This is a genomic window from Hahella sp. NS-SX17 (assembly GCF_057367735.1).
Map to the genome: position 1 here is coordinate 3276314 of NZ_CM170632.1, position 14079 is coordinate 3290392.

General features: G+C 58.7%; 15 protein-coding genes. 6 read left to right on the forward strand and 9 right to left on the reverse strand.

Going from position 1 to position 14079, the window contains the following annotated elements:
• Positions 1–39 precede the first annotated feature (39 nt).
• From AC2IBB_RS14690 to moeZ, 9 genes are all read right to left on the reverse strand, one after another.
• Positions 40–528, reverse strand: coding sequence for a copper uptake system-associated protein (locus tag AC2IBB_RS14690; protein ID WP_486333583.1), 489 nt, complete (start codon positions 526–528; stop codon positions 40–42).
• A 138-nt stretch (positions 529–666) separates the two neighbouring features.
• Complete coding sequence (locus AC2IBB_RS14695; protein ID WP_486333584.1) at positions 667–1836, reverse strand: hypothetical protein; 1170 nt, start codon at positions 1834–1836, stop codon at positions 667–669.
• Positions 1833–3029, reverse strand: a complete 1197-nt coding sequence (locus AC2IBB_RS14700; RefSeq protein ID WP_486333585.1) for an MFS transporter — start codon at positions 3027–3029, stop codon at positions 1833–1835. The genes AC2IBB_RS14695 and AC2IBB_RS14700 overlap by 4 nt, the downstream gene beginning before the upstream one ends.
• Positions 3026–4261 (reverse strand): acyl-CoA dehydrogenase family protein, encoded by a 1236-nt coding sequence (locus tag AC2IBB_RS14705; protein ID WP_486333586.1) that lies wholly within the window; start codon positions 4259–4261, stop codon positions 3026–3028. The genes AC2IBB_RS14700 and AC2IBB_RS14705 overlap by 4 nt, the downstream gene beginning before the upstream one ends.
• A gap of 20 nt (positions 4262–4281) precedes the next feature.
• Positions 4282–5931, reverse strand: a complete 1650-nt coding sequence (locus AC2IBB_RS14710; protein WP_486333587.1) for a class I adenylate-forming enzyme family protein — start codon at positions 5929–5931, stop codon at positions 4282–4284.
• Entirely contained in the window at positions 5928–7853 is a 1926-nt protein-coding gene (locus AC2IBB_RS14715; RefSeq protein WP_486333588.1) for a CoA transferase, read from the reverse strand. Before AC2IBB_RS14715 ends, AC2IBB_RS14710 begins: the two co-directional genes overlap by 4 nt.
• A 5-nt stretch (positions 7854–7858) precedes the next feature.
• Complete coding sequence (locus AC2IBB_RS14720; RefSeq protein ID WP_486333589.1) at positions 7859–8149, reverse strand: MoaD/ThiS family protein; 291 nt, start codon at positions 8147–8149, stop codon at positions 7859–7861.
• A complete protein-coding gene (locus AC2IBB_RS14725) occupies positions 8085–8603 on the reverse strand; it encodes a M67 family metallopeptidase (protein ID WP_486333590.1) in 519 nt (172 codons plus the stop codon). Before AC2IBB_RS14725 ends, AC2IBB_RS14720 begins: the two co-directional genes overlap by 65 nt.
• 18 nt (positions 8604–8621) lie before the next feature.
• Positions 8622–9800, reverse strand: a complete 1179-nt coding sequence (gene moeZ / locus AC2IBB_RS14730) for an adenylyltransferase/sulfurtransferase MoeZ (RefSeq protein WP_486333591.1) — start codon at positions 9798–9800, stop codon at positions 8622–8624.
• A 403-nt stretch (positions 9801–10203) separates the two neighbouring features.
• On the opposite strand from moeZ, the gene AC2IBB_RS14735 reads away from it, so the two are divergent.
• From AC2IBB_RS14735 to AC2IBB_RS14760, 6 genes are all read left to right on the forward strand, one after another.
• On the forward strand, positions 10204–10671 hold the full coding sequence (locus AC2IBB_RS14735; RefSeq protein ID WP_486333592.1) for a hypothetical protein: 468 nt from the start codon (positions 10204–10206) through the stop codon (positions 10669–10671).
• Positions 10672–10701: 30 nt separating this feature from the next.
• Positions 10702–11379, forward strand: a complete 678-nt coding sequence (locus tag AC2IBB_RS14740; RefSeq protein WP_486333593.1) for a hypothetical protein — start codon at positions 10702–10704, stop codon at positions 11377–11379.
• Between the two features lie 393 nt (positions 11380–11772).
• Positions 11773–12351, forward strand: coding sequence for a phosphoribosyltransferase (locus tag AC2IBB_RS14745; RefSeq protein ID WP_486333594.1), 579 nt, complete (start codon positions 11773–11775; stop codon positions 12349–12351).
• A gap of 120 nt (positions 12352–12471) precedes the next feature.
• Positions 12472–12651, forward strand: coding sequence for a hypothetical protein (locus AC2IBB_RS14750; RefSeq protein ID WP_486333595.1), 180 nt, complete (start codon positions 12472–12474; stop codon positions 12649–12651).
• 29 nt (positions 12652–12680) lie between these two features.
• Positions 12681–12803, forward strand: a complete 123-nt coding sequence (locus AC2IBB_RS14755) for an ATP-grasp domain-containing protein (RefSeq protein ID WP_486333962.1) — start codon at positions 12681–12683, stop codon at positions 12801–12803.
• A 103-nt stretch (positions 12804–12906) separates the two neighbouring features.
• Positions 12907–14049, forward strand: coding sequence for a ferredoxin reductase (locus AC2IBB_RS14760; protein ID WP_486333596.1), 1143 nt, complete (start codon positions 12907–12909; stop codon positions 14047–14049).
• The last annotated feature ends 30 nt before the right edge of the window (positions 14050–14079 follow it).

Genomic DNA, 14079 nt, shown 5'->3' on the forward strand with positions numbered 1-14079 from the left:
AGTACTGACTTGTTTAACTGCTTATTGGGCCTGATCGGATCAGTTTTGTGGATGGTTTTGATGGTGTGCGGACATGCCCGGATCATTCGGCGTGCCGAAAAGGCCAAACTGCGCCAGCTTTTGCGGGCTAATGGACTGTTCCGCTTCAGTCAGCTCAGAAATGAGCTGGGAAGCGGTGTCCTGAGGAATCCCGGCTTTATGCAACAGATCCGCTTTCTTGAATTCATCGCCGCCGCAGGCCAGCACCATCCACTTATCGCCGTCCCGGCGCAGCAGGGCGCGCCCGCCCCGTTCGCCCTGAATCCAGTCGGCGATGGCGTAGTCGTCAACCACGATGACGGGCGCTGTCTCCACCTTGTGGTCAGGCTGGTCATAGGTCTCGGAGATGATTTTGACCACTTGCTGCTCCTGGGTCAGGCCGTCGTTGGCGAACGCGGGCGCGGCCAGCGCCGAACTCAGCGTTAAGGCGGCGAGCAGAGTACGGAAAGGGATTGGCGGTGAATATATTTTGTTATGTCTATTTTTCATGTTATTTCCTCAGAGGTATTTGGCGGTGTTCTTAACATGTTAATAATCAGGCGCATGGAGACGCCTGCGTGGTAATTAGCCACGGCGGACAGGGCCTGACAGGCGCCGGCCCTGTTGTTGCGGACAAATAGAAGAAAGCTATTTGTCTGCATAATTAACAGAACGGAACTGGGCTCCTTGTTCCGCTCCATCAATAAGGCCGGCAAGCATGCACAATGCTTGCAGCAGGAAAAAACTGCTCCAGGGCGACTCCACCAGTTCACAACCGGCGGCGCAGGTGCGGTAACAGGCGCCGATGAAAGCGCCGGGGTGTGCAGCGCCATCGCGGCGCACGAAGTATGAGCTGCGTACGAGCGCGGCGATTTGCTGCGCCGCATAGGCGCGCCAACTGTCGCCGTCGTCCAGTAACTCGGAGAGTGACAGTATGGCGATAGCGGCGATCAGCGTGGCGGACGGGTCGGACAAACTGTCGCTACGCTCCGGCCGGTCAGCGGGAAATGGCGTGCGGCGGGAGCGACGCCAATACACACAGGCCGCTCTGGCATAGTCGAGATAGGGAGAGCCCCAGCGTCTGGCGGCGTGGCTCAGCCCCAACATCGCCCAGGCCTGCCCGCGTGACCAGCCGCCGGGGCGGTCCAGCGTGTGCAAAATATATTGTCGAGGCTCTTGTTGCAGCCTGGATTGAGCTTCCGCGCTGCAGGCGCCGCTGGCGGTGAAGCAGGCGGCGATCAGGGCGTCGGTATGCGCGCGGGCTGCTGTGTCCAAGGCTTCATCGCCATGGGCGCCAAGCAGCTGAATGGTCGCCGCCAAAGCGTCTACGGACAGGCGCAGGCGTCCGTCCGCGCCGCCGCCCATGTCGCAACCCAATGGCATGTAGCCAAGCTCTGCGTCAAAGCTGGACGCAACAGCGACGGCGGCTTGGCAAGCGAGGCGTTGCGCTTCCGGGTCATGGTGCCAGCGTCCACAAAGAGCGGGGCCATACCAGAAAATCAGGCTGCGATTGAGCGTGTCCGCCTGCAATTTGTCTGAGAGCGCGGCGCTTAGAGACAGCGCTTTGTCGCGATCGGCGGCGGACTTTGAAACAAGCGCCCGCAGCCCCCAGCAGCCGGCCCAAAAACCGCCCATCCAGGAGCCGCCGGAAGAGATTTTCCACTGCACCCCATCGTTGGAGAACAACGGATATCCAGCGCCGCATTGTGCATCTATGACGTCCAGGCGTCGCATCAGCGATGCAATGGCTTTGCTGATCTCCTGTTGGGAGAGCGCCGCTGCGTCCCCGTCCCAGGGGGAAGTTGGCAATTGGCTCATGAGGCGCTCCTGCGTCGCAGCAAGGCCAGGCCCAGCGCTGCGACAGAACCGGCTAAGGCGACCACGACCAGGGCGCTCCAGGCGCCGCTGAAGCCGTATGAAGACCCCGAGACGGCGCCAAACAGGGGCGCGCCCGCAGCGAATCCGCCGAAGAACGCGGCGGACAACAAACCTGACGCCGTCGCTGGCGTTCCGAAAACGCTGTCCCGTAACAACATGCCCATGGCTACAGCGTTGGTGGCCACGGCGGTGAGACCCACCACTAATACTCCGGCCCACAGACGCCAATGGCTGTCCGGGTCCGCCTGTTGGGTGATTCCAATGGCTATGGCGGTAAGCGCCATCAGTCCCAGTAACATCCAGGATTCATCCTGAAGTCTGGCGGAGAGGGAGGTGAGTGTCAGGCGCGACATGACGCCCATCAAGCCGAATGCGGCCACCATCAGACCTGCGTCCGGTTGACTGACGCCCTGCCGGGTGGCGAACACGGGCAGAAAGGTTACGAATGCGGATAGCGTAACGCCTGCGCAGGCCTGCACGGCCATCAGGTTGAGTAACAATCCTCCCGGCCGCGCAGGCAGCCAAGGGCGACGCGAATCGGAAGGAGGCGCCGGCGGCGCCAGAGCCGGGGCGGTGACAGCCAATAGCAGCGCTACGGGGATGATGGTCGCTATAGCGGCGCGCCAGCCGAAAGTAACGGCGATCAGCGGCAGTAAGCCGCCGGCGATCAAGGCGCCGAGCTGCACGCCGGATTGTTTCAGGCCAACGGCGAATGCTTTACGCGAGGGGGCGACCCGTTGGGCGATTAACAGATTAGTGACGGGGTTCGACAATGCCTGGGCGACGCCGCACACCGCCACGGCGGCGATGACGCCGGCAAAACCGGGCAGGGTGATCATCAGGCCGTAGGCCAGCGCCACGCTCACAAACAACAGGAGCAAGCCGCGCCGCGACCCCAGACGCTCAACCAACGGCCCTGCGGCCAAAGACAGCACAGCGGCCACGCCGAAGGCGCTCATGGTGACGTAACCAAGCCAGCCGGGCTCGATGCCCAGGTCCTGAATCAGCAGCGGGCCCAGGGCGCCAATGGCGTACAGGATCAGCATCGGCAGCGTCATGGACAGCAGTAATACGGCATGCAGGCTCAGGCTGCGCAAGGGCGACTGACGCAACGTCGGCGCAATGGCGTTCATGATTGTGTTGTCTCCCGCTCAGTCGCAGCCTGTTGTGGCGCGCCTTGATCCGCACCGGCGCCATAGCCGTCCAGAATTCGGCGTCCCACGGTGTTGATCAGCACTTCGTCGGCGCCGTCGAGAATGCGGGTGGCGCGGGCGTATCGGAATATATTGGAAAGGGGCGTGGCGTCGCATAACCCCTCCGCGCCGAACACCTGAATAGCACTGTCCGCAGCCTGATTGAGCGCGTGGGAGGCCGCGATTTTCGCCATGTTGACCTCCATGTCGCCATCCAGGCCCGCGTCCAGTCTGGCGGCGGCCAACTGCAATTGCCCGCGTGCGCTGACGATGCCTTGATGAGTGAGAAACGCCAGACGTCGGATAAGTTGTTTGTCCGGTAGTCGCGCCAGGCGACCGCGCTCGCTGTTGACGCGTTCTCCGAGCAGGTCCAGACAGCGTTGCGCCAGTCCGATCCAATGGGCGGCGTTAATGGATCGGCCCAGGCGTAACCGCTGTTTCATCAACGCCATGCCGCCGTGCAGCTCACCCAACAGATGGTCTTGAGGAATCCGGACATTGTCGAACAGCAGCTCGTGCTGGCCATTGCGGCGACCCAGTATGTCGAGGTCGCGCAGGATGCTGAATCCGGGCGTGTCTGTGGGCATAACCAGCATGGATAAAGCCTGTTGCGGCGGCGCGTCCGCCTGGGTGCGCGCCACGACCGTGATGAAATCCGCCCGTCGCGCTCTGGAGATAAACCACTTACGGCCATTCAGACGCCAGCCGTCGCCCTCCCGCTGCGCCAGCAGGTTAATGGTGGCGGGAATGGAGCCGATGCTGTCCGGTTCAGACATGCCATAGGCGGACACCGCATCGCCTGCGGCCAGCGGTTGCAGGAAGCGTCTTGCGATGCTCTCGCTCCCGTGCAAAGAGAGCATGCGGACATCCAGCGCGGCGCGCCCGCCGAAGATTTCCGGTCCGAACTCAGAGCGTCCTTCCAGTTCCGCGATGGGCAAATATTCGCTTAACGTGACGATGGCTCCGCCCAGGGCGGCGGGATAATACAGCCCCCACAAACCCTGGGCGCGGGCCTCGGCGGCGAGCGTGGACTGCAGCGTCAACGCAGCGTTATCGTCTCTGGCCAGCGTGGTTTCATGGGGAATCACCCGCTCACTAACAAAGGCGCATATGCGTTGCGCCAGCTCGTTATGGGACGTATTGGGGGCGAAAGCGTTGTCGTTCTTGGTCATGGGTGAGGCCATTCCTGTGGCTAAACTGCGCACGCGCTGCGTTCCAGAAAAGCGACTTCAGCGGTGAGCCGCTTCTTGTCGACTTTGCCCGCCGGGGTGAGTGGAAAGTGGCGTATGAAGCGTAAATACTCCGGCAATTTATTCACTTCCAATCCCTGATCCCGCAGGAAGCTGGTGATTTCGGTGAGGGAAGGGCGATCCGCTCCACTGCGCATGCTCAGACACAGGCATACCCGTTGTCCCAGGTCGGGGTCTGGAACCGGCACGCAGGCGGCGCTGATCACATCCGGAAAACAGGTGACCAGATTCTCAATCTGCACCGTACTGATATTGGCGCCGCCGCGCACGATGACGTCTTTCTTGCGCCCGGAGAGGCGTAAGTAACCTTCGGGGTCCAGCAGGCCCAGGTCGCCGGTATACACCCAGCCTTCCGGGTCGCGATAACGGGCGTCCAGCTCCGGGGCGTTGACGTATTGCATAGGGCTGATCGGGCCGCGGGCGAGAATTTCTCCTACCTCGCCAGGACCGACTTCCTTGCCGGCGTCGTCGACGATGCGAATCGCGCAGACGTCCGGGTTGGGACGGCCGACGCTGCGGAACACCACATCCAGTGCTTCATCAAGCGTGTTATGGCAGTTCACGCCATCCGCGGAGCCATACAGACTGATAAAGCCGCAACCGAAGGCGTCCACGCAGCGTTGAATGCTGGCGGGGTCAATCACAGAACCGCCGCTGACAATGGCCACCAGGCTGGACTTGTCGATGTCCGCCAATAAAGGCTCCGCCGCCATGCGCTGAATCATGGTAGGAACGCCGAGAATGTGGGTGGGGCGTAGCGTTTCAATCGCGCGGATAGCTTCCTCCGCATCGAAACGGGGCAACACCGCGAGGGAGCCGCCCAGCCAGGACAGCACGCCAAAGGTGGCGGTGGAGCCAAAAGACGAGCCCAGCGGCACCAGATACATGCCGCGAAAACTGGCGCCATCGGGGTGTAAACGCTGCAGAAAACGTCCGCGTCCGCCCAGTAATGCATTATGGGAGTAAGCCACCAGCTTGGGCTCGGACTCTGTGCCGGAAGAAACCAGCAGGCGTACCGGCGAGTCAGGGCAAACATATGGCAGATCCTCAACCGACATGGGTTCAGCCTGAAACAACTGCTCCAAACGAGACCAGTTTTCCGGCGCGTCGTCACCGTCCGCTATCAGCAATCGCAAGGACAGGGTGGTGGGGCGCAGAGACTCGATCAGTTCGCACATATCCACGCCGCCATATTCCGGCGTCGCAAGGATGGCGCGGGCGTCGCAACGCTTCAGCAGGGACTGGATATCCAGACGGCCCCGACCCGGCGGAAAGGGGGCGACGACCGCCCCTATCGCCGCCGCGGCCAGATCCACCACGCAACAGCGCCAGCTATTGGGCAGTTGGTAGGCGATCACGTCGCCGGCGACGATGCCCATTTCCCGCAATCGGGTCGCCAGACGCAGGGCTCTATCTAACAGTTCGCCATAGGTGAAGGCGGAGTCGGTCGAGAGTACGGCGGCCTTATCCGGCGCCTGCTCCGCATACATCTGGAACATCTGGAACACGGTGCGGTTGGGATATAGACCTTGCTCGGCCCATTGCTTACGCAACGCAGCAGGAACCAGGTCGATAATGCCGGAATGGTTCATTGAAATCTCCAGGGTGAATTCACCCGCATGTAGGCGTCCTTGGTGAGGGCGGAAGCCAGCCTGGGGTCGCGGCTGATCTCGGTCAGGTCTTCGATGACGACTGCGGCGGGCGCGCCGCTGGTCTCGAACAACGCAGCCCACTCTTGCGCCTTGCGGCTGTTGAGAATGTGTTGCAGACGCTCCGGGGTCAGACCATCGGACTCTTCTGGCGCGGCGGCGACAGCGATTGCGAGCCGGGATGCGGAGCGCTCATCCAGACAGTCGATAGCAAGCAGGCCCTGCGCGGTGGCGTACACGCCGTTTAAGGCAGTTGGCGTAGAGAGTGGTTGCTCGGTCAGTGCAGTCACGCCTTTGTCGCTGGACGGGCTCAGCAGGGCTCCTAAGTCCTCTGCGCAGAGCAGGCTGGCTGCGCCGAGCAGAGAGGTATCCACACGAATGGAGCGGGCCCGCCCGAGCGATCGCGCTAATAGCGCTGCGGTGACGCCCTGGGCCGCTACGGCGCCGCCCAGTACGTCCAGTACGGTAAACAGCGCGCCTCCCGGCAGCCCTGATGTTGCGGCGATTTTGGCGGCGACGCCGGAATACGCCTGGGCCATGAAGTCGGTGCCGGGGAGGTCGTGTTCCGCCGTCTCGCCCCAGCCGCCGGCGTAGGCGTAAACGAGGTCTGGATTCACCTGTTTCATATCGTCGTAATCCAGTCCCATTTCCGCGGCTTTGCCGGGGGCCCAGTTATGCAGGAAGACATCCGCCTGTTTGATCAGCGCCATGACCTCCGCTTTGCCGGCGGCGGACTTGATGTCAATCTCCAGCACTTTTTTGTCTCGATTCAGGGCGTCAAATCGGGCGGATACGTCCTCCGCCATCGGCGGCATGCCTCTCAAAGGATCGCCTCCGGGCGGCTCAATACGGATGACCTCGGCGCCCAGTAACGACAACAGACGTCCCGCTAACGGGCCCTGGATGCGACGGCAGGACTCGATGACGGTCATCCCGGCCAGAGGCAGGGAAGTATTGGGTGCGCAGGGTTTGATCGGCATGGCCTGGGCGGCGTCCCCGTCGCATTGAAAGCGCCAGGGGCCGTTGCGCCACATCGTCGAAGCGTCCGGGTCCTGGGCGCGTTCCTGCAGCGTCCGCACTTTGCAGAGGGCGACGCCAGTTTGATCGGCGATCTGTGCGATCTCTTCGAATGGCAGAGCGGCGAGGGCGTCGCAGAGCGCAGCGGGGACCGGCGCGATGGCTTTGGCGTAGCGCAGGAGGAAGCCGTTCCAGCCTTTACCCGCGCTGGCGGCGTCGACGCCGACTCGGCCCCAGAATTTGCGCCAGGGCGAGGCGTCCAGGGTTTCCAGCTCAAACACGACGCCATCCGCAGAGACGAACGGCGGACGTTCTTTCACGCTGACGCCGCCAGGAAGTATTCGCTCAGGCATGTCCGGGGCGGTGGCCCCAGCCAGATACTGCGCGACGCTGAGCAGGGCCGTCGCCGTCAAGCTGGTGACCGTGGTGCGCACTGACGCGCCGCGCTGACGTCCCACCGCAGCGGCCATGACTCCTTGCAGGGACAATACCGCGGTGAGGGTGGAAACATAGTCCACGCCCAAAGGCTGCGCTCCGCCGCTGGCGCGACCATGCACTGACATCAGTCCAGAGACCGCCTGAGCCAGGTTTTCCGTTATCGGGCGGTCAACCGCGTCCGACCAGCCTTCCAGCACGCAGTCGATGGCGGCTGCGTCTGCATCTGAATAGTGCAACGCAAAATCTGAATAGTGCAACGCAAAGGCGGCGCCGGATTCCGTGTCCACATTTTCCCAACCCACCCCGAGAGCGTTGGCCTGATACAGCAGGGAGGCGCACAAAGGGGCAAGGGCCGGCGTCGGGTTGCGTAGTGAGCCGCTGAGATAGCAGCCTTCCAGTAAAAACGCCATGGCCGTCACCCAAGCCTGTCGCCGCAGCCGCCGGCCACCGCCGGCAGGATGGTGATGGAGTCGCCTGTCCGCACTGGCGTATCCAGGTTGTCGGCGAAGCGAATGTCGTCATCGTTCACGTAGATATTGAGAAAACGATGCACTTTGCCGTCCGCCATCAGACGCTCTTGAATGCCAGGATAGTGAATCTCCATGTTTGCGATCACTTCCCGCACATTCTCGCCGCCGCTCTCAATACGCTTCTGATCTCCGGTCAGCGGTCGCAGAACGGTTGGAATATGAATGGTGACTGACATGGGAACTCCTGTCTTCAGAAAGTGGTAAGTGTTTTTCTCCGGAATAGTGCTCGACGGCTTTGATGGTTTCTTCCACCACGGCGCCGTTGACGATGCGGAAGCTGCGGATATCGCTGCCATGTTCCGGGTCAGTGGGAATAATGACGTAATGGGCGTGCGGCTCCGCCGCGCAAAGGATGTCGTCTTTGCTGGGGTAAGCGCGGGAAGCGGTGTGAGAGTGATAGATGACCACCGGCTCTTCGCCGTTGGCGTCCATTTCCCGCCATACCTGCAGCTGCTCTCGCGCATCGAACATGAACATATCCGGGGAGGCGGCCGCGTTACGCATGGGAATCAGCCGCAGCGGGCGGTCCGAGCCCTCGCGCCCGGCGATGACGCCGCAGGCCTCAATGGGATGCTCTGCTTGCGCCTGACGGACCATGGCGTCTACGAGTTCGGAAAGAATCGTTAACATGTCTGGCTTCCTCCGGGATCAGTAGCTGGGCAATGATGGGTCGACATCCCGAATCCAGGCGAGGATGCCGCCGTCGAGATTGTGGACATTGTCGAAACCGCGTTCGCGCAGGGACTGCAACGCCCGCTGCGAGCGCGCGCCGGACTTGCAGTGCAAAACGATGGGCGCGTCCTTGTTCAGCGTGACCAGAACGTCTTCTTCGAGGATGCGGTTTTGCGGGATATGGCGGGCGCCTGTAATGCGCACGATGTCCCACTCAGTCGTTTCCCGTACGTCGATCAGTTGGAAGTCTTTGGCGTTGTCACGCCATTGTTTGAGCTCGTGCGCGTCGATACTGGGAACTGAAGAGGCTTTGTCCTGCGTCGTTGCGGTCAGGCCGCAGAAAAACTCATAGTCCGCCAGTTCGGTAATTGGCGTGCGTTGCGGGTCGCGACGTAGCTTGATAAACCGGTAGTTCATTTCCAGCGCGTCGTATACCGCCAGTCTACCCAACAGCGTCTCGCCCAGTCCGGTGATCAGCTTGACTGCTTCCGTGGCCATGATGGAGCCAATGGACGCGCACAGAATGCCCAGCACGCCGCCTTCCGAGCAGGAAGGGGCGAGATGGGGCGGAGGCGGCTCCGGGTAAAGATCCCGGTAATTCAGACCTGCGTCGCCGGGAGCGTTTTCCCAAAACACCGAGGCTTGTCCTTCAAAGCGGTAAATCGAGCCCCAGACATAAGGCTTGCCCGCGAGCATGCAGGCGTCGTTAACCAGGTAGCGGGTGGCGAAATTGTCGGTTCCATCTATGATCAGGTCGTACTGGGCGATGAGATCAAGGGCGTTGGATGAATCCAGGCGCTCGCTATGCAAGCGCACCTCAACATGAGGATTGATCTCGTGAATGGCGTCTCTGGCGCTTTCGCCTTTGGGGCGTCCGACATCGGACACGCCGTGGATGATCTGGCGTTGCAGGTTGGATTCGTCAACCACATCAAATTCCACAACGCCCAGGGTTCCAACGCCCGCGGCGGCCAGATACAGTAAAACCGGAGAGCCTAACCCGCCGGCGCCGATCGCCAGCACTTTGGCGTTCTTTAAACGTTTTTGCCCTTCCAGTCCGACATCCGGCAGCAGCAGATGACGGCTATAGCGGGCGATTTCCGCTGCGGACAACTCCGCAGCAGGCTCTACGAGAGGGGGGAGCTTCATCGACATATGTCCTTCTATCGATTGATGCGATTTCTAGTTATTAGTTCTATATGACCGGATACAGCCGGTTCAGATTACGAGGACCGTAATCGACAGAGGGAAGGCGGAGAGAAGACAAAACTCTCAAAGCAGTCGCCGACATTGATGCGTGACGAACAACAGCTAAAGCGCGATCCATGCCGTTAATTTCTAATGTTTTTTGTAAGGTCCAACACCTATATTTTTATATGCGGTGGGACTGACGGGGGCAATGCGGCGAAATGTCGCACCCGGATTGTCTAAGTCTCTGAATGCTGGAAAATGTCCAGTCCTTAATAGTCTGTTATTCCCCGTAAGATGGGACTGTGGTTAAATAGCCCAACCCTGGCTCAGGCGCTGTTTTTTTAAAGGATTTCCGATATTTCCATCCATGAAGACATACCGTTCAAGAATCATTGCGCTCATATCATTTTGTTTGTTTTCCGGCCCATCCCTGGCGGAATGGAAGTGCTCCGAAAAAGACTATGAGATTCTAAAAAATACGGAGTGCTTTACCGACGCGCGCACCGGACTCGCTGGAGCCGTTCCTGACCACATTAAGGCTTATCGTTGTCTGTTGAGCCAGACGGATGCGCAGGAGCAGCTTATCAAATTGCAGATGGAGGGAACCAAGCCCGCACAGCTCTACGCCATGATCGCTTTGCGTAAGCTCCTTCCCGGTTATTACCAAAAGAAGGTGGGGCTGTATCTGTCTGACGCCTCAAGCATTGAACCAGTCGAAGGTTGCATCGCCGGCGCCCCCTCCGTCTCGATGCTTTTCAAACAGATTGACAGTGGCGAACGCATCTTGAAGCACTACATCGAGGGGGAACTCTCATTGGGAAAATCGCAAAGATAAAATATGTCCATTTATCGGCAGGGAAATTCTTTGACTAGCTCGACAACCTTTCTGACAAAGACCTACAAACAACGCCTGACGGCGGCGGCATTACTGTTCACTTTGCTCTCCCTCACCGGATGCAAGGATCTGGAATACCTAAGGGCCGAGAAAGTGACCTATCAGGTCGAAGACTATCAGGCGGATAAGCGCACCGACGAGGATATGGACGTTCTGGTGAGCCGTTTAAGTGAAGTTCTTCCAAGCAAATTTTCATCTGTTCAGTTCAAGGACGTGGACGGCAAAGGCGTCATCGAGTTCTCGCGAGGCGCGCCTGACGCTGAACTGGTGGCATTCTTAAGCCAGCATATCGGCGAGTTCGTATTTAGAGGGACCGAGCCTGATGATATCTGGTACAGCGATAAAGATATTGTGGAATCCTCCTCAGTGCTCTCTGGCGGCCGGCCCTCCGTCGAAATCCAGTTCTCTGACGAATCCTACGCCAAAGCTTCCCCAAGAATTAAACAAAGCATCGGACGCTACGCATACACCATGCTGGATGGCGAAGTGCGCGATAAAGTCATGGTGCAATCCGAACTGGGCAAAAAGTTCCTGATGACCACCGCCAACAATAGAGAAGCGCAAGCCCTGGCCGCTATGTTTAATAGTGAACGGATGAGTCGGGGGTATGTGTTGGAAAAAGTTGGTGGACACATAGGCTGGAAGTGATGAGCGGCAGGCTTGGAGCATTACCTTTTGTCCGCCGCGACAGGCCCTGTCTCCCTCGGTTAGCCCCCGTGCAGGCGCATTCATACGCCTGATTATTAATAGCCAATATCATTGCTCTGCTAATATCTCGCTATTGAAATGCAGTCTGGCGATAAGATCGAGATTCAGGCCGGAACAATTTCTTTTCCAGATTCCTGGTGATCAGCGTGTCGCTTTCATGCCAGTCATACAGTCTTTCGTAGACCTCGTCCAAACCCTGGCATTTTCTCAAAAACGCGATTTATTATGTTGAGTTCTCCGAAATTTCCTGTATTTTATGCAACCTTTTTTCCGGCATAGCGTCTTTCTCAGATGGTTCGCCGGGCTTCCACCGGCTTATTTGGGAGTTATATTGTGGAAAAGACTTTTATCAGCGCTCAACAGCTTCTCGACGATTCCTTCAAACTGGGTCTGAAAATTTACGAGAGCGGTTACCGACCTAACTATATTGTCGGCGTATGGCGCGGCGGCGCTCCGGTTGGCATCGCGGTGCAGGAGCTGCTGGATTTTCTGGGCGTGGAGTCCGACCACATCGCTATTCGCACCTCCTCCTACACCGGCATTGGCGAAAGAAGTCGTCATGTCACCGTTCATGGCCTGAACTACATGGTTAAGCGCGTGAATTCGGAAGATTCCGTACTGATCGTGGACGACGTGTACGACACGGGCTTGAGCGTACAGCAGGTGGTGACGGATCTGAAAGCGGCCTGCCGTAAGAACACCCCAGACATCAAGATTGCGACGCCTTACTTCAAGCCGTCCAACAACAAAACCGACAAAGTGCCTGACTACTTCGTACATGAAACTGACCAATGGCTGGTTTTCCCCCACGAGTTGCACGGCCTGACCACCGAAGAAATTCTGGAACACAAGCCGGAACTGGCGGTCATTCACGACAAGCTGCTGAAGCTGCGTGAGAACGACAACGATTAATTCGACAGGCAAATAGCGTCATTCTATCTATTTGTCAGAAGGCGCTCGCCTCATTGATTGCGTCAGCCCGGTGATGAAACAATAAACCGGGCTGCTCGCCGCCTCACTGGACATGTCCTTATGAGACTACTTTTCCCCTCTCATCCTCTTTATTCCCTGCAACCGGATGATTCCTACCTGGAAGAATTTACGGCGCTTCGCCGGGCTGGCGTAGCCTGTTCTGTCGTTGATATTGACGCTCTTGGCGACGATCTGAGCCTCGCGGGGCTGGCGAAACGCCGGTCCTGTGTCGTGAAATAGCGCAGTCTATTGACGCGCCTTTTTACTCTATTGATCTGGCGCGTCGACAGGATGGAGTCACTCGTTTGGTGGAGATTGGCGATGGCCAGGTCTCGGACAGGAAGAACTGGCCATTGGACGCCTTTGTGAAAATGTTGGCTCAATACGCATAATCAGGTTTGTGTCACATTCTCACGTTTATTTGTAGACGGTTGTATATTAAATCGAATCGGCGTCTGTATACTCAGGACGGTCACCCCTCGAATGGACGCCGCCATGACATGGACTCTCCGCCGTTCACCCGCCGCACCCGGATCGATCAACGCAAGCGATTTGACGCCTGTATGGCTAAAGCGCGCTTTGAATGCCGAGCTGCTGGAATTTTACATCTCTCATTTTTCTCCTCTATGGTCCGTGCGTGAGGTTAAGGCGCGGGTCATCGATATTGTCAGGGAAAGTGCAGACTGTCAGTCGTTTATCCTGCAACCCAACCGCTTATGGCGGGGATTTCGGCCCGGTCAGTTCGTCACGGTCACCGTTGAAATAGCAGGCGTGCGTCAACAGCGTTGCTATAGCCTGTCCTCGGATTGGCGCGAGCCGGAGCGCATTCGTATTACCGTCAAAGAGAAGGCGGGCGGACGCGTGTCTCCCTGGCTGCTCCGAAATCTGCGCAGACAGGACGTTCTGTTGCTGAGTCAGGCGCAGGGCGCGTTTATGATCCCGGAACCTCAGTCTGATTCCTTGTTATTGATCGCCGCCGGCAGTGGCGTTACGCCATTGCGCGCCATGTTGTATCAGCTCGATGACGTCCCTCGAAGCACCGTTTTAATTTACTACGCCCGCAATTCTGATGAGCTGATTTTTGCGGAGGAAATCCGTGAAGCCGCTGCTCGTTGCGCACATCTGACCGTTCATGTCTGTTATACCGCATCTGGACAAAATCAGGGGCGGGAGGGTGGGCGCTTTCACCCTGACCAACTCTCTCGTTTAGTTCCGGATTACCGTGAGCGACGGACGCTGGTATGCGGACCTCAAGGGTTAATGCAGCGGGTGCGGCGGCATTGGCGTGAAGAGGAGATTGAAGACCGTATTGGCTTTGAAGATTTCACCGGAGGGGTTAGCGGATTAGCTGAGTCAGAAGTTGTTTCGCTGCGACAAACGGCGTCATGCCGGGTGGCTTTTCAGCGCTCGCTTTGCGCCGTCGAGGTTGATGGACGGCAGAGCCTGTTGGATGTCGCAGAAGCCGCCGGGCTAAGTCCTCGCTTTGGTTGCCGGATGGGAATTTGCCATGGTTGCGTGGCCAGAAAGCAGTCGGGCGTTGTGCGTAATCTGGTGACTGGAAAAACCTCCGGCGGCGGCAGTGAAGATATCCAATTGTGTATTTGCGCTCCCATCACCGATGTCTCTCTTGATGTGTGATATCTGATGAATCATAACGAACAAGGAGAT

Excerpts from the sequence above, each read along its gene's own strand:
- AC2IBB_RS14750 (WP_486333595.1), top strand. The coding sequence starts at position 12,472 with ATGAGACTACTTTTCCCCTCTCATCCTCTTTATTCCCTGCAACCGGAT.
- AC2IBB_RS14720 (WP_486333589.1), bottom strand. The coding sequence starts at position 8,149 with ATGTCAGTCACCATTCATATTCCAACCGTTCTGCGACCGCTGACCGGA.
- AC2IBB_RS14700 (WP_486333585.1), bottom strand. The coding sequence starts at position 3,029 with ATGAACGCCATTGCGCCGACGTTGCGTCAGTCGCCCTTGCGCAGCCTG.
- AC2IBB_RS14710 (WP_486333587.1), bottom strand. The coding sequence starts at position 5,931 with ATGAACCATTCCGGCATTATCGACCTGGTTCCTGCTGCGTTGCGTAAG.
- AC2IBB_RS14715 (WP_486333588.1), bottom strand. The coding sequence starts at position 7,853 with ATGGCGTTTTTACTGGAAGGCTGCTATCTCAGCGGCTCACTACGCAAC.
- AC2IBB_RS14690 (WP_486333583.1), bottom strand. The coding sequence starts at position 528 with ATGAAAAATAGACATAACAAAATATATTCACCGCCAATCCCTTTCCGT.
- AC2IBB_RS14760 (WP_486333596.1), top strand. The coding sequence starts at position 12,907 with ATGACATGGACTCTCCGCCGTTCACCCGCCGCACCCGGATCGATCAAC.
- AC2IBB_RS14695 (WP_486333584.1), bottom strand. The coding sequence starts at position 1,836 with ATGAGCCAATTGCCAACTTCCCCCTGGGACGGGGACGCAGCGGCGCTC.
- moeZ (WP_486333591.1), bottom strand. The coding sequence starts at position 9,800 with ATGTCGATGAAGCTCCCCCCTCTCGTAGAGCCTGCTGCGGAGTTGTCC.
- AC2IBB_RS14735 (WP_486333592.1), top strand. The coding sequence starts at position 10,204 with ATGAAGACATACCGTTCAAGAATCATTGCGCTCATATCATTTTGTTTG.
- AC2IBB_RS14725 (WP_486333590.1), bottom strand. The coding sequence starts at position 8,603 with ATGTTAACGATTCTTTCCGAACTCGTAGACGCCATGGTCCGTCAGGCG.
- AC2IBB_RS14705 (WP_486333586.1), bottom strand. The coding sequence starts at position 4,261 with ATGACCAAGAACGACAACGCTTTCGCCCCCAATACGTCCCATAACGAG.